Origin of the sequence: Glycomyces lechevalierae (genome assembly GCF_027622945.1) — a bacterium.
GTDB lineage: Bacteria > Actinomycetota > Actinomycetes > Mycobacteriales > Micromonosporaceae > Glycomyces > Glycomyces rutgersensis.
Genome location: NZ_JAPZVQ010000015.1, coordinates 1 through 17376 on the forward strand (window position 1 = coordinate 1; position 17376 = coordinate 17376).

Annotated in this window: 15 protein-coding genes and 1 pseudogene; 8 read left to right on the plus strand and 8 right to left on the minus strand. The window is 70.7% G+C overall.

All coding sequences use genetic code 11. The features are described 5' to 3' along the window. Both O2L01_RS19945 and O2L01_RS19950 read right to left on the minus strand, forming a co-directional pair. Positions 1 to 904 (minus strand): hypothetical protein (locus O2L01_RS19945; protein WP_270123791.1); only part of this gene is annotated, 904 nt, incomplete at its 3' end. Positions 905 to 1243: 339 nt separating this feature from the next. Next, positions 1244 to 1993 (minus strand): SDR family oxidoreductase, encoded by a 750-nt coding sequence (locus tag O2L01_RS19950; RefSeq protein WP_270123792.1) that lies wholly within the window; start codon positions 1991 to 1993, stop codon positions 1244 to 1246. Between the two features lie 103 nt (positions 1994 to 2096). Here O2L01_RS19950 and O2L01_RS19955 point away from each other — a divergent pair, with 103 nt between their 5' ends. Together O2L01_RS19955 and O2L01_RS19960 are read left to right on the plus strand one after the other, a co-directional pair. Beyond that, positions 2097 to 2948: a helix-turn-helix transcriptional regulator gene (locus O2L01_RS19955; RefSeq protein ID WP_270123793.1), complete on the plus strand. Its 852-nt coding sequence runs from the start codon at positions 2097 to 2099 to the stop codon at positions 2946 to 2948. Between the two features lie 207 nt (positions 2949 to 3155). Next, a complete protein-coding gene (locus tag O2L01_RS19960) occupies positions 3156 to 4340 on the plus strand; it encodes an MFS transporter (RefSeq protein WP_270123794.1) in 1185 nt (394 codons plus the stop codon). A gap of 84 nt (positions 4341 to 4424) precedes the next feature. Here the strand turns inward: O2L01_RS19960 and O2L01_RS19965 are convergent, their stop codons facing one another. Together O2L01_RS19965 and O2L01_RS25745 are read right to left on the minus strand one after the other, a co-directional pair. After that, positions 4425 to 5405 carry a zinc-binding dehydrogenase gene (locus tag O2L01_RS19965; protein ID WP_270123795.1) on the minus strand — a complete coding sequence of 327 codons (981 nt, stop codon included), beginning with the start codon at positions 5403 to 5405 and terminating at the stop codon, positions 4425 to 4427. Between the two features lie 1084 nt (positions 5406 to 6489). Beyond that, positions 6490 to 8883 (minus strand): annotated as a pseudogene (locus tag O2L01_RS25745) (AfsR/SARP family transcriptional regulator); the annotation flags it as partial. Positions 8884 to 8948: 65 nt separating this feature from the next. Here O2L01_RS25745 and O2L01_RS19980 point away from each other — a divergent pair. Continuing rightward, the gene (locus O2L01_RS19980) at positions 8949 to 9764 is read left to right on the plus strand and encodes a putative hydro-lyase (protein WP_270123798.1); all 816 of its coding nucleotides are present in this window, start codon (positions 8949 to 8951) and stop codon (positions 9762 to 9764) included. On the opposite strand, the gene O2L01_RS19985 is transcribed toward O2L01_RS19980, so the two are convergent. Next, positions 9761 to 10489 (minus strand): winged helix-turn-helix transcriptional regulator, encoded by a 729-nt coding sequence (locus O2L01_RS19985; protein ID WP_270123799.1) that lies wholly within the window; start codon positions 10487 to 10489, stop codon positions 9761 to 9763. The genes O2L01_RS19980 and O2L01_RS19985 overlap by 4 nt on opposite strands. Before the next feature lie 187 nt (positions 10490 to 10676). Here O2L01_RS19985 and O2L01_RS19990 point away from each other — a divergent pair, with 187 nt between their 5' ends. The 3 genes from O2L01_RS19990 (at position 10677) to O2L01_RS20000 (ending at position 12049) form a co-directional block, all read left to right on the plus strand. Next, positions 10677 to 11261, plus strand: coding sequence for a carbonic anhydrase (locus tag O2L01_RS19990; protein ID WP_270123800.1), 585 nt, complete (start codon positions 10677 to 10679; stop codon positions 11259 to 11261). Between the two features lie 26 nt (positions 11262 to 11287). Next, positions 11288 to 11578: a 4a-hydroxytetrahydrobiopterin dehydratase gene (locus O2L01_RS19995; RefSeq protein WP_270123801.1), complete on the plus strand. Its 291-nt coding sequence runs from the start codon at positions 11288 to 11290 to the stop codon at positions 11576 to 11578. 126 nt (positions 11579 to 11704) lie between these two features. Continuing rightward, positions 11705 to 12049, plus strand: coding sequence for a hypothetical protein (locus O2L01_RS20000; RefSeq protein ID WP_270123802.1), 345 nt, complete (start codon positions 11705 to 11707; stop codon positions 12047 to 12049). Here the strand turns inward: O2L01_RS20000 and O2L01_RS20005 are convergent, their stop codons facing one another. Continuing rightward, positions 12050 to 13297 (minus strand): pyridoxal phosphate-dependent aminotransferase, encoded by a 1248-nt coding sequence (locus O2L01_RS20005; protein ID WP_270123803.1) that lies wholly within the window; start codon positions 13295 to 13297, stop codon positions 12050 to 12052. It lies immediately after the preceding gene. Between the two features lie 101 nt (positions 13298 to 13398). Here O2L01_RS20005 and O2L01_RS20010 point away from each other — a divergent pair, with 101 nt between their 5' ends. Then, a complete protein-coding gene (locus O2L01_RS20010) occupies positions 13399 to 14319 on the plus strand; it encodes a LysR family transcriptional regulator (protein WP_270123804.1) in 921 nt (306 codons plus the stop codon). Between the two features lies 1 nt (position 14320). Here O2L01_RS20010 and O2L01_RS20015 read toward each other — a convergent pair whose 3' ends face one another. After that, positions 14321 to 15622, minus strand: coding sequence for a YibE/F family protein (locus tag O2L01_RS20015; protein WP_270123805.1), 1302 nt, complete (start codon positions 15620 to 15622; stop codon positions 14321 to 14323). Between the two features lie 195 nt (positions 15623 to 15817). Continuing rightward, complete coding sequence (locus tag O2L01_RS20020; protein ID WP_270123806.1) at positions 15818 to 16600, minus strand: maleylpyruvate isomerase family mycothiol-dependent enzyme; 783 nt, start codon at positions 16598 to 16600, stop codon at positions 15818 to 15820. 142 nt (positions 16601 to 16742) lie between these two features. Between O2L01_RS20020 and O2L01_RS20025 the strand changes: the two genes are divergently transcribed. After that, positions 16743 to 17312 (plus strand): thiamine phosphate synthase, encoded by a 570-nt coding sequence (locus O2L01_RS20025; protein ID WP_270123807.1) that lies wholly within the window; start codon positions 16743 to 16745, stop codon positions 17310 to 17312. Positions 17313 to 17376 lie beyond the last annotated feature (64 nt).

Genomic DNA, 17376 nt, shown 5'->3' on the forward strand with positions numbered 1-17376 from the left:
CTTCCAACTGGGGGAGGCGGCCGGTGTCCTTGCCTTGCAACGTCTCGATGTCCACGACTAGGTCGAGGGTGGCGGTGTGGCCGTGGCGGGTGGCGGCTTGCGGGGAGGATCCGTACCCGGCCAGGAGTTGGTGGAGTGCTTCGGCATTGCGGTTCGCCTGCGCGGGCAGCAGACCCTCGCTGCCTTCGTCTTCGCTGCCGGCCTCGGTGTCTTCCTGGCGGGGCGGCGGGCACGCGGTCTTCAAGTACTTGTCGAGGAGCCGACCGGTGGTGTCGGAGAGGGTGCCTTCCAGGGCCCACATGCCGTTGCCCTGCGGGGTCAGCTCCAGGCGCTGGAGGGACTGCTCACCCAACTCATCGAAGAGTTCGGTCTCCTCGGCGATCGACGCCCACAGCTCATCCAGATGCCGCCTGAGGTCTTTGAAGGAAGCATGAGCGCAATACTCAGCGACCATCGCCTCAGGCGTGGCGCACAGGATGTCCGGGTCGAAGGGGGAAGCGACCGGGGCCCTGAAGGGCGTCCGGGCGAACAGCCTCATCGCCGGGGTCTGGTCGAGCTGGCGGACGGCGTAGGCGACCTGGTCGATCCTGGCCGTTCCTGTCGTTGCCGCCTTGGCCAGGATCCGGAACTTCCCTGACAGTCTTGCGATGGCCGCGATCGATCCTGCCGTGTTGAACGTGAAGTCGAACTGCGACAGCAGCAGATCCCGCAGCGCCGAGAACCCGAACTCGGAGCGGTGCAGGCCTTGTTCCTTCATCGCGATCACCGAAGACAACACCTGGGAGTGGAAGGCATTGATACCAGCAGCGGCCTCATCGAGGGCCGAACGGATCGCGGCGGCCTGAGAGCGGCGGTCAGAGGAAGCGGACTGGACCGGAGTGGTGTGGGTGTCGCAGTGGGCCATGGGTCTCGCCTCCTCACCTGTTCTCGAATGATCTGCCTGTTTTCGCTTTCTTGTTCGTACTTCAATGATGACATGCCATCGTGACAGTGTCATCACCCGATAGAGTGAACATTCCATAGAGGACTATCAATATCCCGCCCCACCTCCACCCCAACCTCCCTGAGGCGCAATACAAACCAACAGAGAATCGCCGCCCCGCCAGCCGTGCCCCCGCGCTGCCTGTCAGCCGCTGGGCACACCCCACCCGCCCTCAGGCCTCTTTGTCGCTGCCCGCTCTGAGTCGGGCCCAAGCGGCGCACAAAGCAGCCGTACTTGGGCCCGACTGCTAATCAGCGCTCGCTACCAAGGAACAGTCGTGTCCGCGTGGTACTCCAGGCCCTCCTGGAAGAACCCTCCCGAGGGGCCGTCCCCGTCGAGGAGGGCGAGGTCGATGGCGACCTTGGCGGACTTCTCCGGGGCTCGCCAGCCCTGGTTCTCGTTCAGGTCGGTCTTCGTGTAGCCCGGGGTCATGGCGTTGATCTTGATCGGGGTGTCCTTCAGCTCGACCGCGTAGGAGACCGTGAGCATGTTCAGCGCGGACTTCGAGGCTCCGTAGGCGCCGACCTGCATGCCCGCGAAGGGCTGGTTCGGGTCGGTGATGAAGGTGAAGGAGCCGACCTCACTGGAGACGTTCACGATCCGGCCTGCTTCGGACTTGCGAAGCAGGGGAAGGAACGCGTTGGTCACTGAGACGACGCCGATCACGTTGGTCTCGAAGACCTTGCGGGTCGTCTCGGGGGTGAGCTCGCTGGTGTTCCAGGCGCCGTCGGCGAGGGCGATGCCCGCGTTGTTCACGAGGGCGTCGAGCCGGCCGAACTCCTCGTCGACGCGCTTGGCGGCGGCGGTGACCAGGGCTTGGTCGGTGACGTCGAGGTGGAGGAAGCGGGCGTCCAGGCCCTCTTCGCGGAGCGTCGCGGCGGCCTGTCCGCCGCGCTCTTCGGAGCGGGCGGCGACGAGGACCGTGTGGCCCTGCTCGGCGAGGCCGCGGGCGATGTGGAAGCCGATGCCCTTGTTGGCGCCGGTGACGAGGATGGTCTTGGTGTCGGTCATGGCTACGAGCCTGCGCTCGATTCCGGGAGCCGCAAAGAGGACCGTTTATGGTGGTACCGCTTGTACCTGGTTCCGGGCGAGGTTTCGGAGCAGGATTGCAGGCATGGACCGCCAGCAGCTCGCCGATTTCCTGAAGACCCGCCGCGCCGCCCTCAAACCGCGTGACGTCGGGCTTCCCGAAGGCTCGCGTCGGCGCACGCCCGGGCTGCGTCGTCAGGAGGTCGCGCAGTTGGCGGGGATCTCCGTCGAGTACTACATCCGGCTGGAGCAGGCGAGGGGGCCGAAGCCGTCGCGGCAGGTGCTCGGCGCGTTGGCGCGGGCGTTGATGCTGGTCCACGACGAGCGGGCGCATCTGTACAACCTCGCGGATGAGCGGCCGGACACGAGCGCGGCGAACCGGGAGGTGCCGGCGACCATCCGGAACCTGCTGGCCGGGCTCGACGACTTCCCGGCGTACGCGGTCAACGCGGCGTACGACATGGTCGCCTGGAATCCGTTGGCCGACCGGCTGATGGGCTGGCTCTCGATGCTGTCCCCGGAACAGCGGAACATCTTGCGCTCCACCTTCTCCGGGTCGAACGTGGCCGCGGTCCTCGCGGATTCGGCTTATGCGGGGTTCGTGCGGCAGTGCGTCGCGGATGTGCGGGCCTCGCTCGCCCGTGATCCGGCGGACGCGGTGCTGCGGGCGCTCGTGGACGAGCTCTTGCGGTCGAGCCCGGAGTTCGGGGAGCTGTGGGCGGACCACGAGGTGCGGGTGCGGAGCGGGCAGACCAAGCGGGTCGTGCACCAGGAGTACGGGCCGCTGGAGTTCGACTGCCAGGTGCTCGAGGTGCCCGGGAGCTGCTATCGGGTGATCTTCTATGTGCCGCAACCCGGTTCGCGCACCGCCGAGGTGTTCGCGACGATGGCGGCATTGACGCAGGTCACTGCCGAAACCTCCGGCCGGATTTCGTAATCTCGCGGCGACGGACATCACGCTCAGATTTCACCTTCAAGGCTTTTACTCTTTGCGCGAGTGTATTTATGATTAGTGCGGAGGCGCGAGCCTCCCGCTCTTGAACAGCGACCGGACGGCAAGGAAGCAGCCGGTGACAGCCTCAGCGTTCTCACCCTCCTTCTCTTCTTCCCGGAGCTGCTTTCCATGCGCATGTCCCTGTTCGCCATGTCAATCGGCGCATTCGGCATCGGCACGGCCGAGTTCGTCATCATGGGCATCCTGCCCCAGGTGGCCGCCTCCTCGGGCGTCTCGCTCGCCGAGGCCGGCCTCGCCGTCTCGGCCTACGCCATCGGCGTCGTCCTCGGCGCGCCGCTGCTCACCGTCGCCACCACCCGCGTCCCCCGCAAGCCGCTGCTCATCGCCCTGATGGCGTGGTTCGCGGTCGCCAACCTCGTCACCGCCCTGGCCCCCGACTTCGGCACCCTGCTGGCCTCCCGGTTCTTCGCCGGGCTCCCGCACGGCGCGTTCTTCGGCGCGGCCGCGGTGGTCGGCGCCAGCCTGGTCTCCTACGAGCGGCGCGCCCGCGCGATCTCGGGGATCATGTCCGGCCTCACCGTCGCCACGATCGTCGGCGTTCCCGTGAGCGCCCTGCTCATCGGCCAGTTCTCCTGGCGTTGGATCTTCGCCGCCGTCGCCGCGCTCGGTGTGGTGGCCGCCGCCGCGATCTGGGCGACCGTGCCCGACACGCGCGGGGTCATCGTGCCCACCAAGGCTTCCGACGAGATCCGGGCGATCCGCTCGAAGCGCGTCCTGCTCCCGCTCGTCACGGGCGCGGTCGGCTTCGGCGGCATGTTCGCTGCCTACACGTACCTGACGCCGATCCTCGAAGAGGTCACCGGCCTCGGCGCGCTCGCCATCGCGATCACCCTCGCGGTGTTCGGCCTCGGCCTCACGGCCGGGAACATCGTGGGCGGTCACGTCGCCGACCGCGCCCCGATCCAGGGCCTGTTCGCCTCGTTCACCACCATCGCCACCGTGCTGCTGATGATGTACTTCACGATGTCGAACCCGGTCCTCGCGATCGCCGGGGTGTTCCTGATGGCGCTCTCGTCCTCGCTGGTCGGCCCGGTCATGCAGCGGCTGCTGCTGGACGGCGCGCACGCCGCCCCGTCGCTCGCGTCCTCGATGCACCACGCGGCCTTCAACCTCGCCAACGCGAACGGCGCCTGGCTGGGCGGCCTGGCCCTCTCGGCCGGGCTGAGCCTGACCGCGCCGCTGCTCGTCGGCGTCGGCCTGGCCCTGGCCGGACTCGCCCTCTCGGTCCCGCTCGCGCGGGCCCACGCCGAGGTCGAGCCCGAGGTCATGGTCCCGAGCCACATGACGACCGCCGAACTCGCCCGGGCCTCCTAGGCCCCGAACCCGCCCGACTCGCGAACCGTGTCGGGCCGACACGACACCGCCGCCCCGGCAGCACACCGCCGGGGCGGCTTTCCTTTACGGGATCAGGACCACCTTGCCGGTCGTGCCGCGGTTCTCCATGGCGTGGTGGGCTTCGGCCGCTTCGGAGAGCTTGAAGGTGTGCACGGCCGGGCGGAGGCGTCCGGCCGCGAGTTCCGCCAGCGAGCGTTCTTCGAGCGCCCGGAGGCCGCCCAGCTTCTCGAGGAGTTTCGGGCCGAGCGCGCCGGAGACCGTGAGGCCGCGGCCCACGATGTCCTCCACGGTGGCTTCGGTGGCCTTGCCCGCCGACCAGCCGAAGACGACCATGCGGCCGCCGAATCCCAGCCGGTCGAAGGCGGCCCGGCCGGTCTCGCCGCCCACCGAGTCGAACAGCAGCGTCGCCTCGCGGCCCTCCAACGCCTTGTCCAGCACCGAGGTCCAGTCCTCGGCCTTGTAGTCGATCGCCGCGTCGGCGCCGTTCGCGGCGACCTGCCGCACCTTGTCCGGGCCGCCCGCGAGGCCGACGACGTACGCGCCGGCGTTCTTCGCGGCCTGCACGAGGAGCGTTCCGATGCCGCCGGCGGCGGCCGGCACGATCACCACGTCGTCCGCGGTCACGGGGCCGACCGACAGGACCATGAGCGCGGTGCGGCCGGTGCCGATCATCGCGATGGCCTCGGCGAACCCGGCGCCCTCGGGGATCTCGTGCACGTTCTCGACCTCGCGCACGGCCTTCTCGGCGTACCCGCCGGAAGCGAAGCCGAGGTGGGCGACGACGCGCTTGCCGATCCACGACGGGTCGACGCCCTCGCCGACGGCGTCGACGATCCCGGCGGCTTCGCGGCCGGGGATCATCGGGAGGGGCGGGAGCGGGTAGGGGCCGTTGCGGTCGCCGCTGCGGAAGGTGGTGTCGAGCAGGTGGACGCCGGCGGCGCGGCTGTCGATGCGGAGCTGCCCGGGGCCGGGCTCGGGGTCGGCCACCTCTTCGTACACGAGGACTTCGGGTCCGCCGAATTCGTGCTGCCGGATCGCGTGCATGTCTTCCCTCATTGTCGTTCGGATGCAATCGCATCGGTGGGTGTGGACTCAACTGTAGGAAGCCGCCGACTGGGACGGCATCTGTCGAACGACTGAAGGTGCCCCCGACGAAAGTAAGGGGTCGCGGGGCGGCGGCGAGCGCGTTCACGCTTTCGGGTGAATGTGGGGGCGGGGCCGGCTGTGGGGCGATTTCCTGTCGGGGGCGCTGAGAACAATTGAGGCAGGCTGGTCGGCCCCCAGGGTGGGTGGGGTGGGGCTTGAGGCCGACCTGGCCTCGGGGCCGCGTCGGTGGTTCGCCTAATGCGCCCGGGTCCAGACCGAGATTGGTCATCAGGGTCCGGGATTCCTCCCGGCACTGGTCGGCTTCGTCCAGGTGGCCCGCCGCCTCGTAGGCGTTGGCGAGGGCGAGGAGGCTGCGGGCCTGGCGGAGCGGGTCGGGCATGGCGGCGAAGACGTCGCAGGCCTGGCGGCCCATGCTGACCGCGCGCCGCAGGTCGCCCTCGGCGGTGTGGAGCTTGCACATGACCCGGGCCTTGACCGCGAGCGACTCCGAGGTCTCGTACCGCGCCAGATGCGCGACGCGCTCCAGGGTGTCCCGCACCTGCTCGAACTGCTCGGTGTCGACGTACAGGTCCGCGAGCCAGTACGTGTAGATGAGCTGGTGGCGCCAGTTGTTGAACTGCTCCACGAGTTCGAGGCTCCGCAGCAGCGCGGCCTCGGCGCGCGGATAGTCCTCGTCGGCGCGGTGGACCGCGAACTGCCGGAAGTAGAGCCGCGACTGGTAGTACTTCGACGGATGGTCGCGCAGCATCTCGGCGATCTCGCGGCTCAGGTTCTCGGCGGCGCTGATGCGGCCCTGGTCGACGTACAGCTCCGAGAGCGACAGCAGCGGGTACACCGTCGTCGGCCCGTCCTCCGCGGCCGCGTCCAGATCGCGGGCCTTCAACAGCAGCGCCTCGGCTTCCGCGAAGATCCCCATGCGCCGCAACACCGTTCCCAGCGAGGTCAGCACCTCGACGCGCACTTTCCGGTTCCCCGAGCGCTCCGCGGCGACCACTGCCTCCCGCAGCAGCGACACGGCCTCCCGGTACCGCCCCAACTGCGTGAGCGTGGTCGCGAGGTCGTTGCGGGCCTTGCCCGTGGCATCCCCGTGCGGGGTCAGGCGCAGGTATTCGAGGGTCTTCTCCGCGTACGCCTTCGACTTGTGGAGGTCCCCGGACGCGAACGCCACCGCGTCCGCCAGCGCGTACGCCCGCACCGCGTCCATCGGCTCGTCCGACTGCCGTCCGGTCTCGATGCCCAGTTCGGCGACGCGCGCGAGTTCCGGCAGCTCGTACAGGGAGTCGGAGAGCGCGCGCCGGTTCGCGGCGTCGTCGCGGTAGCCGGCGTCGGCGAAGGAGATGAGGCGGGCGAGGAGCCGCGAGACGTGCGGGTGGCCGTTCCATTCGAGGAAGGTCGCCACGATGTTGCGGTACTCCAGGACCGGGAGGCGGCTCGAGCCCTGCGCGTACCAGGCGACGGCCTGTTCGCGGAGTCGTTGCAGCGCAGCGGGGTCGAAGGCGTCCTCGGCCTTCCGGCGGGCGTATTCGCGCACGAGGTCGTGGAAGCGGTAGCGGCCGGGCCGGTACTCGTCGATGCGGTGGGCGGCGACGAGGTTGGCCAAGAGTCGTTCGGCCGCTTCGGGCTCCCATGTGACGAGGGCGCAGGCGAGGCCTTTGGAGAAGTCCGTGCCGGGCAGGTACGCGAGGTTGAGGTACAGCAGCTCCTCTTCGGGTTCGAGTGCCTGGTAGGACAGGTCGAACGCGGCGGCGACGGTCGTCGTGGGGTCGCCTTCGACGGCGAGGCGGGAGAGCCGGTCGTGGCCGGCGAGGGCGGTCGCGGTCTCGGCGAGGGTGGTGCCGGGCTGGGCGTCGAGGTTGGTGCCGACGATGCGCAGGGCGAGCGGCAGGCCGCTGCAGAGGTCGGCGACGCGCTCGGCCGCAACGGGTTCGCTCGCGACCCGGTCGGCGCCGATGAGGCTTTCGAGGAGGCGCACGGATTCGCCGCCGTCGAGGGCGCCGACGGTGATCTGCCGGATGTCGTGGGCCGCGGCGAGGTCGGGGAGGCGGCCGCGGCTCGTGACGACCGCGACGCAGCCGGCCGTGGCGGGCAGCAGCGGCAGCACCTGCGCGGAGTTGCGGGCGTTGTCGAGGATGAGCAGCGTCCGGGTGTCGGCGAGGCGGGAGCGCAGCAGCGCGGCGGCTTCGTCGAGGTCGGACGGGATGGCCTCGGTCGGGACGCGGAGTGCCCGGAGGAACCCGGCGAGCGCGTCCAATGGCGCGAGCGAGGGTGTGCGGTCGAAGCCGCGGAGGTTGACGTAGAGCTGCCCGTCCGTGAAGTGCTCGCGCACGAGGTGCGCCCAGTGGAGCGCGAGCGTGGTCTTGCCGGAGCCGCCGATCCCGGAGATGACCGCGACCTGCGGCCCGGAGCCGAGGAGCCGGTCGAGGACGGCGAGTTCCGCTGAGCGGCCCGTGAAGTGGATGCTGTCCGAAGGGAGCTGCGCGGGCGCGGGCAGGTCCGCGCGGGGCTTCGGGGTCGCGGTTCGCGGTGCGGCCCTGAGGGACGGGTCGTCGCGGAGGATCGCGGTGTGGAGGTCCTTGAGGCGCTGGCCGGGGTCGATGCCGAGTTCTTCGGCGAGTTCGCGGCGGATCGACTCGTACACGTCGAGTGCCTCGGCGGGCCGGTCCTCGCGGTACAGCGCGGTCATGAGCAGCTCGGCCGTGTGCTGCCGGTACGGGTGCGCGTCGAGCACGCGGCGCAGGTCGGCCACGACGGAGACGCCGGTGGCGAGCGCGAGTTCGAGTTCGGCGCGAGACTCCTCGGCGGCGGCGCGCTCCTCGTCCCAGCGGCGCGCCCCTGCGGCGATGACGCGTCCGCCGAGCCCAGCCAAGGTGGGGCCCCGCCACAGGTCGAGGGCCTCCCGGAGGCTCGCGAGCGCCGCCTCGGATTCGGAGGCGGCCTCCTGCTCGCGGGCGATGCGGACCATGCGCTGGAAGCGGAGCGAGTCGAGCTGCTCGGCGCGGAGCCGCAACCGGTAGCCGTCGCCGACGGTCTCGAGTTCGGTGGTGCCGCCGGGCGGGAGGAGCCCGCGGGCGCTGGCGACGGTGTTCTGGATCTGCCGCCGCGCGGTGGCGGGCGGGACCTCCTCCCAGATCGCGTCCACGAGCTTCGGGAGCGGCACCACATGCCCGGCTTCCAAGAGCAGCACGGCGAGCAGCCGGGGGAGGATCCGCCCGGGCAGCGCCACGGGGCGGCCCTCCCAGGCCAACTGCAGGGGCCCGAGGATGCCGAAGTCCACGGTCCACCACCTCCCGGGGAGTCGAGGTGCGGCCGTCATTGCGCGGGGACGAATCCAGTCTATGGGCAGAACATGATCAATTGGGAACGGTCGCAAAGGGTTTCCGCAGAGTGACCGTGCAGGTACCGCTCGGTGTCTCATGAACGACTCGTGAAGGTCTTGACGCGGCCGCCACGATGCTCGACGTATCGAGCAGAGGAGGAGCGATGTTCACGAGACAGCGTCCCGAGGCCCAGACCAAGCCTCAAGAGGCCCGCGCCAGATTCCGGAGCGGCCTGGTCGCCACGACGAGCGGCTGGTCGCACGGGTACGTGCAGGCCAACCTGGTGTCGGTACCGTCCCGCCACGCGATCGCCTTGCGCCGCTTCGCGGTGCGCAACCCGCGGGCGTGCCCGCTGCTGGACGTGGTGGGGCCGGGCCGGTACTGGACGGACCTGGCGTTCGGCGCGGACCTGCGCCGCGACCTGCCGGCCTACCGGGTGTGGCGCAAGGGCGAACTCGTCGCCGAGCGCACTGACGTGGTCGACCTGTGGGACGGGGACCTGGTGACGTTCCTGACCGGCTGCACCTTCACGTTCGAGCCGTTCCTGGAGCGGGCGGGCATCCCGCTGCGCCACCTCGAGCAGGGCGTCAACGTCCCCATGTACCGCACCACCTTGAAATGCCTGGGCGCCACTCGCTTCCGCGGGCCTGTGGTGGTGTCGATGCGCCCGATGCCGGCCGCCATGGTCGACCACGCCGCGGCCGTCACGGCGGACATGCCGTACGCGCACGGCGCCCCCGTCCACATCGGCCGCCCGTCCGCGATCGGCATCCGCGACCTGGACAAGCCCGACTTCGGCGACCGGGTGCGCCTCCACGACGGCGACGTGCCCGTCTTCTGGGCCTGCGGCGTGACGCTTCAGGAAGCGGTCGTGAAGGCCAAGCTGCCGTTCGCGATCACGCACGCGCCCGGGCACATGCTCATCACCGACCGCCGCGCCAAGGCCGGCAGCACCGGTGAGATCAGAGTGATCCGCTAGACCGGGCCCGGCGTCGCCCCCGCCGACGCCGGGGCCGGTTCCGGCAGCCGGAACAGACCCAGGAACCGCTCGGCCATGGCCTGGTCGCCCTGGACGGTGACGCGGCCGGCGTGCAGCGAGACGTCGAGGCTGCGCCCGCCGAGCGTGAGCCGCTTGAGCGTCTCCGCATCGGTGCGGATGACCGCGTGCGGGTGCTCGGGCCGGCCCGGCGCGAGGAGCAGCTGCGCGTCGATGATCTCGGCGATGAACGGCCGGTCGTCGACCCAGAGCTCGAACGCCGCGTCGAAGCCCCGCGCCGCCACCGGCACGAACAGGGACCGCATCGAGAGGATCAGCGCGTCCGCGCCCATCGGCGCGTCGAGGGGGATCGCCGCCGAGCGGGCGCCCCAGCGCAGCAGGAACACGATCACCGGTTCGAGGTCGCGGCCCCATTCGGTGAGCTCGTAGACCTTGGACGCGGCCGGCGGCGGCAGGCGGCGCTTGGAGACCACGCCGTGCGCCTCGAGTTCGCGCAGGCGCTGGGAGAGGACGTTCGCGCTGGCCCCGTGGAGGCCCGCGCGGAGGTCGGTGAAACGCTTGGGCCCGAGGAGCAGTTCGCGGACGACGAGGAGCGACCAGCGCTCCCCGACGAGGTCGAGCGCGTGGGCGGCCGGGCAGCCGTCGCCGTAGGTGCGCACGGTCCCTCCAGACGAGAGTTCGGGGGTGAATCCGCTGGTGAATCCCATTGCGGTAGTACGTCTTCATCATAAGGTCGCGTAAGGCGAGCTTCAAGTCCTGGTAAATGACCAACAGATCTCGAAACGGTAACGTGCGCTCTGTAAAAGGTGCGTGTCCGGCGGTCGGCCCGACTTGCGCAGGCGAGGATCGTGCGGCACCATTCAGTGCGTGCCAGAACTGACAGCCTCCTCTCTGATGGAGCACCACCAGGCCGCCAGTACGCTCGCTGCCCTCCTCGAAGGCAACGCCCGCTTCATGGCGGGCCAGCCCCGCTACAAGCGCGACATCGTGGCCGCCCGCGAGGCCGCGCCCGGGCAGACGCCCAGCGCCGCCGTGTTCACCTGCATCGACTCGCGAGTGACCGCCGAGAGCGTGTTCGACTGCGACTTCGGGCAGCTGCTCGTGGTGCGCACCGCCGGGCACGTGCCGGACCGCGCCGCCGTCGGCTCGCTCGAGTTCGGCGCGGCCGAGCTCGGCGTCTCCCTCGTGGTCGTGCTCGGCCACGAGCGCTGCGGGGCGATCAACGCCGCCCTGCACGCGGTCGAGGACGACACGCACGACCCGCGCACCGGCTACCTCGTCGAGCAGCTGTGGCAGCCCGCCGAGCAGGCGTGGGCCGAGACGAAGGACCCGGAGGAGGCCGCCTCGCGCGCGCTGCGCCTCCAGGTGCGCCGCACGGTCGCCGACCTGAGCCGCCGGGAGAACCTGGAGGGCGTGCTCGTCGTGGGCGCGGTCTACGACCTGGACACGGGCAAAGTAACGCTCATCGACGAGAACTGATAGCGAGAAGCTGTCAGAATCGGGGTATGAGCGACCAACCCTTGACCGACGCCGAGATCGAGCTCGCGCTGTCCGAACTGCCCGGCTGGACCCTCGTGGGCGACCGCCTCGAGCAGACCTGGACCTTCGGCGGCCACCTCCAGGCCCTCGCCGCGGCGACCGCCGTCGGGTTCCTGAACGAGCAGCGCGGCCACCACGCGGACCTGACGGTGAACTACGACAAGCTGCGGGTCTCCACGACCACGCACTCCGCGGGGAACAAGGTGTCCGCCAAGGACACCGACCTCGCGCGGGCGGTGGGCGAACTCCTGGAGTGACACGGGAGTGGCTGCAGCGCTTGATGATGCGGCTGTGTCCGAATGGCGCGTTTCCTGTGGAAAACAGGGAACGCGCCATGCTTTCATCTCTGCGATGATGAAGACAGCACAGGTGGGAGCTTCGTCATGGACGCATATGCCGCTCGGCCCTCCAGGACCGACAAGCGCATCGCCCTCGACCGCCTCGCCAGGGCCCGGCGCCAGGGCGTCATCGACTCCGCGCAGTACCGCCTCCGGCGGCGCATGGCCGAGCAGGCCGACAGCGTCGCCGACCTCCAGGTGCTCCTCGTGGACGTCGGCGACGACCCCGGCCGGGACCACTGGCGCTACGGCCGCTGGCGCGGCCCGGTCAGGGACGGCCGCGAACTCGAGATCCAGCGCTTCGTGGGCGCGCTGTTCCTCGTCGCCGCACTCATCGTCGTGACCGTCTGCGTGTGGGCCGCGATCGCCGCCTACGAGCACTTCCAATAGCTACGCGACGAGCGCCTTCAGCTTGTCCCGCAGGCCGTCCAGCGCCTCGGCGATCCACGGCATCGCCAGCGGGTCGTCCGAGAGCAGCGCCGCCAGCCGCTGCGAGTCCGACTCGCCGTAGATCCCGGTGACCGCGACGCGGATCGTCAGCGCCTCCGGCTCATCCCCGAACGCGTCCCCGGCGATCACCACGATCCCGAACTCGTCCAGCAGCACCCGCGCCAGATCGGCGCTCGTGCGCACGCCCCACCGCTCGGCCAGCGCCGCGCGCAGCGGCCCGAACTCCGGCCACACGTAGAAGCCGCCCTGCGGGATCCGCACCTCGCAGCCGACGGCCGCGAAGACCTCGGCGACGGCGTTCGCGACCGCGCCGTGCAGCCGCCGCGCCATCTCGACCCGGTCGACGAGCTCGGCCGGGTCCGACCACGCGTACGCGGCCGCGTGCTGCATCGGCAGCGGCGCGGAGGACCACAGCTCCGAGGCGAGGCCCCGCACGCTTTCGCGGAGCCGCTGCCCCAGTTCCGAATCGGGGAAGCGGGCCGCGCCGATCCTCCAGCCGCCGAGCGCGTAGTTCTTGGACAGCGCCGTGGTCGTGACCGTCCGCTCGGGCGCCCACGCGCTGGGGGAGGGGAACGGCCCGTCCTTGAAGACGAGGTCGCGGTAGATCTCGTCCGCGACGATGACGAGGTCGAGCTCCCGCGCGGCCGCGCAGAGGGCCTTGACGGACGCCTCGGAGGCGAGGCGGCCGGTCGGGTTGTCCGGCAACGTGACCACGACCAGGCGCGGGTCCCGGCCGGCGGCGCGCGCGTCGCGCACGGCCGCGGTCATGAGCGCCGCGTCAGGGACGCCGCCCTCGCCGTGCGGCACGGGCACGCGGATCGGTTCGCGGCCGAGGAGCTGCGACTGGGCCGCGTAGGACACCCACGCGGGCCGGGGGAGGACGACGTCGCCGCCCACGGCGTGCTGGAGCGCGAACAGCAGCGGCTTCGAGCCGGGGCCGAGGAGCACCTGGCCGGCCTCGGTCGGGTTGCCGCGGCGGGTCCAGTACCCGGCGGCGGCCTCGCGGGCCTCCTCGGTGCCGGCGACGGGCCCGTACGCGATCTTCCCGGCGGCCTGCGCGAGCCGCTGGCTCAGCAAGGGGTGCACCGGGATCCCCGCTTCTCCGAAGCCGAGCGCCAGCACCTCCTGCCCGGCGGCGCGGCGAGCGGCGATGGCCTCATTGGCGGCGAGGGTGGCGGAGACGGTCACAGGTGGCTCCTTGGTGGATGGTCCTTCGACGGCCCCCAATCTCCTCCGAACAGAGCATCAACGCAAGTATTTCTACCTTTCGCCGAGGGTAAGATTTCCTTATGCTCGATGTGCGCCGCCTGCGACTTCTCTACGAATTCGCGGCCCAGGGATCGATAGCCGCCACTGCCCTGGCGACCGGCCAGACCGCCTCCGCCGTCTCACAGCAGTTGGCCGCCTTGGAAAAGGAGACCGGCGTGTCGCTCCTCGAACGCACCGCCCGCTCCGCGCAGCTCACCGACGCCGGCCGCCGCCTCGTGGCCCACACCGCCCACATCCTCGAGGCCATCGACGCCGCCGAGACCGACCTCGCCGCCGAGTCCGCCGAACCGCGAGGACGCGTCACCGTCACCGCGTTTCCCACCGTCGCCGTGGCCCTCGCCGGCCCGATCGTGCGCCGCCTGCGCCGCTACCCCGAACTCCAGATGGTCCTGCTGCAGCAGCACACCGTCTCCGAATCCCTCGCGCGCGTCCGCTCGGGCGAGATCGACCTGGCGCTCATCGACGACTGGTCCGGCCAGCGCCGGCCCGCCACCACCGGCCCGCTCACCTTCCACCACCTCGTGAACGACCCGCTCGTCGCGGTGCTGCCGATCAAGCATCCGCTGGCGCTCAAGGAGGTCCTGTCCGCGCACGAGCTCGCGGGGGAGTCGTGGATCGCCTCCCCGGAGGGCGAGCCGTCGCGGATGGCGCTGGCGCGGCTGTGGCGGGCCGAGGGGATCAGCGCGCCGGTCTCGGAGTTCGAGGGGCTGGACACGATCCTCACGCTCGTCGCGAAGGGCCTGGGGGTGACGGTGGCGCCGTGGATGGCCGCGGCCGAGCGCAAGGACGTGGCGGTGCGGAAGGTCGTGGAGGACCTGCCGGGCCGGGACGTCTACGTGGTCCACCGGACGGCCTCGACGGGCCGCCCGGCGGTGATGACGGTGCTGCAGGCGCTGCACCAGGCCGCGCGGAAGCTCATGACCGCCGCGGAGCAGTTCTAGTTCAGCGCAGGTGCGAGGGCGGGTACGGCGACTCGTCCTCGTCCTCGTTCCAGTCCGCGGCCTCCGGCTTCGGCTTGGGCTTGGGTTTCTCCTTGGGGGCCTTGGGCTCCTTCGGCTTCGGGTGCCAGCGCGCGAGGTAGGAGGCGAGCCAGGTGGTGATCGGCACGGCCGCGATGAGGCCGAGGGTGCCGGCGACGGACCGCACGATCTCGGTGGCGATGATCTGGCTCGTGAGCACCTGCTCGAGGGGGCGGTCGGCGGCGGCGATGAGCACCAGCAGCGGCAGCGAGGCGCCCGCGTAGGCGAGGACGAGCGTGTTGACGACCGAGGTCAGGTGGTCGCGCCCGACCCGCATCCCGGATTTGAACAGCCGCGCGGGGCTCCACTTCGGGTTGGCCTTGGCGACCTCGTCGACGGTGGCGGCCTGGGACACGGTGACGTCGTCGATGACGCCGAGCGCGCCGATGAGGATCCCGGCCAGGAGGAGGCCGGACATGTCGATCGGGTACTGCAGGGCGAGGTTCGTGGTGCTCTCGTCGAGGACTCCGTTGAGCTTGGCGAGGTTCACGGCGGCCTCGGCGAGGAGCACGGTGACGATGAGGGACGCGAGGGTCCCGACGACGGCGACGGTGGTCGTGCGGTTCCAGCCGTGCCCGAGGTAGAGCGAGACGAGCATGATCGCGGCCGAGCCGACGACGGCGACGAGGATCGGCGAGGACCCGTCGAGGATCGCGGGGACCATGAACAGGAGCACGACCGCGAAGGTGATGGCGAGGCTGACGAGGGACCGCAGGCCCTTCCAGCGCCCGAACGCGATCACGGCGAGCGCGAAGGCGATCACGAGCGCCCACAGCGCGTTGGAGCGGTCGTGGTCGATGATGTGGTACTGCTGGCCCGAGACCGAGTCGGGCGTGTAGATGAGGATGACGTCGTCGCCGGCCTCCACCACTGGCGCGCCGGGGCCGCTGGGGATGTCGACGATGGCCTCTTCGCCTTCGTGCTCGCCGCTCAGCAGCCGCACGACCACGTCGCCGCAGACGGTGACCTGCAACTGCTCGTTGAGTTCGGCGTCGGCCTCGTCGCATTCGGTCTCGTGCACGGAGATGACGTGCCCGTCGATCTCGGTCCCGTAGGCCTCGACCGCGTTGGCGTCCTCGACCCCGCTGGGCCACAGCAGGATCAGGCCGAGGATTGTGGCGGCCGCGGCCGGGACCAGGATCCACAGCGCGGCCCGCGGGACGGCGTCGTTCGGGATGGAGTGGCTGTGCATGGGAACGTCGTGCTTCGGCGAGTCCTGGTTCACGAACGTGAGCTTACGATCCCCGGCCCCCCGGGGCGCGCAGCAGCGCGCCCGGCCGCCGTCTGCTCCCCTTGGCGCCCCTCGCGACCCGTACGTTCGCATTGTCCGGACATATCGGACCGTGCGCGGTTCGCCACCTGCGGCTCCGGACTGTAGCGCTCCAGTCGCCCAGGGTCAGGCCGTCGGACGCCGGTGCCTTCACACGTCCACTGGATCGACCCAGCGGACCGCGGAGTAATTGCGCCACAAGTGGAGCAGTGCCGGGTCCCCGCGGACCAGCAGATCGTCGAACGGCAGCCGGTTCCACAGCGCCAGGTACAGCAGCTCCACCGGGCCCTCGATGACGCAGTGCGGGGTCTCGACCTCGCTGAACGTCACGAGCGGGCCCGTGTCGGTGGGGTGGATGTACCAGTCGCCGCGCCCCGGCGGCAGATCGGAGGCGTGGATGTGGAGCACGGACGGCCGCAGCGCCCGCACCCGGCTCGACGGCCTGCCGTGGAAGCCCAGCAGCAGCTCGTCGATGCCGTCGGCCGCGAACTCGGGGCCGACCGGTGATATCTCGTCGCCGCGCGCCTGTTCGGCGTCGACGCGGTGGATGGTGGTCTCGTGGGCCTGCCTTCTGACCCAGAAGCGGCGCGACGACTCGGAGGGGAACATCTGCCAGCACTGGAGCCCGCTCGGGGCGGCCTCCAATGCGGCCGCGAGGCGCAGGAGCCCTTCGCGGACCCAGTCGACCAGCAGGTCGTCGTGGGGCAGGGGCCCCACGATGTGCTGGAACTCCTGTTTCCGTGGATCGTAAGGCAACGCTTCGCCCACGATCGCCGCCGCCCATCGATGGACGGTCCCGATGTGGGTCAAGAGGTCCTTGACGTTCCAGCCCGGGCAGGTGGGCACGCTCGCGTTCAGCGCGAGCTCTCCACCAGCGACAGCGATCCGCTCCCCTTCGGTGCGCAGCACGTTGATTTGATCGCCGATGTTCATCCCCTGAAGTTTCGCACCTGTGTCCCGAATTACGCAAGCTCGCGCCTTCGACCGATACACAAGTGTTAAACCGGTGGAGCCGTAGCGAGTCGGACGCGAGCGGACACGCGGCACTCACGCCACTCCCGCGTAGCATCGGGACGTGCGCCACCGCCTCCTCGTCGTCTCCGACCTCCACGGCTGCCCGCGGCCCCTCCCCGAGCAGGTCGCGCTCGCGCTGCGCGGCGGGCCTTTCGCGCTCGTCCTGCGCGACAAGCACCTGCGTTGGGAGGAGCGGCAGGCCCTCGCCGAGGAACTGCGGCCGATCCTGGACGCCGCCGGAGGGGCGCTCATCGTCGCCGATCCGGCTGGACCCGTTGCGGCGGCGCATCTTTCGCGGGAATTCCCGATACCGCAGCCGCGCCCGGCGCTCGTCGGCCGCTCCGTCCACGCGGGAGAGCCGATCGACCCGGGGCTCGACTACTGCACCTACTCGCCGATCTGGACCACCGAGTCCAAACCCGGCTACGGACCGGCGATCGGGCTCGCCGCGCTCGAGAAGTGCTGCGCGGCGAGCCCGGTCCCGGTGTACGCGCTCGGCGGCGTGACCGGGCCCGACAGGGCCCGCGCCGCCAGGGAGGCGGGGGCGGCGGGGGCCGCCGTCATGGGCGCGGTCATGCGCGCCGCCGACCCGGAGCGCGCGGTCCGCGGGCTCCGGGAGGCAATGCGCTAAGCGCGTGAGGCCGTTCGCGGCGATGACCCCGGAGTAGAACTTCGCGCTGTCCTTCGGGGTGCGC

Bases quoted from the DNA above. Each gene is read 5' to 3' on its own strand.
- O2L01_RS19950 (WP_270123792.1), bottom strand. From the start codon at position 1,993: ATGACCGACACCAAGACCATCCTCGTCACCGGCGCCAACAAGGGCATC.
- O2L01_RS19955 (WP_270123793.1), top strand. From the start codon at position 2,097: ATGGACCGCCAGCAGCTCGCCGATTTCCTGAAGACCCGCCGCGCCGCC.
- O2L01_RS19960 (WP_270123794.1), top strand. From the start codon at position 3,156: ATGTCAATCGGCGCATTCGGCATCGGCACGGCCGAGTTCGTCATCATG.
- O2L01_RS19965 (WP_270123795.1), bottom strand. From the start codon at position 5,405: ATGCACGCGATCCGGCAGCACGAATTCGGCGGACCCGAAGTCCTCGTG.
- O2L01_RS19980 (WP_270123798.1), top strand. From the start codon at position 8,949: ATGTTCACGAGACAGCGTCCCGAGGCCCAGACCAAGCCTCAAGAGGCC.
- O2L01_RS19985 (WP_270123799.1), bottom strand. From the start codon at position 10,489: ATGGGATTCACCAGCGGATTCACCCCCGAACTCTCGTCTGGAGGGACC.
- O2L01_RS19990 (WP_270123800.1), top strand. From the start codon at position 10,677: ATGGAGCACCACCAGGCCGCCAGTACGCTCGCTGCCCTCCTCGAAGGC.
- O2L01_RS19995 (WP_270123801.1), top strand. From the start codon at position 11,288: ATGAGCGACCAACCCTTGACCGACGCCGAGATCGAGCTCGCGCTGTCC.
- O2L01_RS20000 (WP_270123802.1), top strand. From the start codon at position 11,705: ATGGACGCATATGCCGCTCGGCCCTCCAGGACCGACAAGCGCATCGCC.
- O2L01_RS20010 (WP_270123804.1), top strand. From the start codon at position 13,399: ATGCTCGATGTGCGCCGCCTGCGACTTCTCTACGAATTCGCGGCCCAG.
- O2L01_RS20020 (WP_270123806.1), bottom strand. From the start codon at position 16,600: ATGAACATCGGCGATCAAATCAACGTGCTGCGCACCGAAGGGGAGCGG.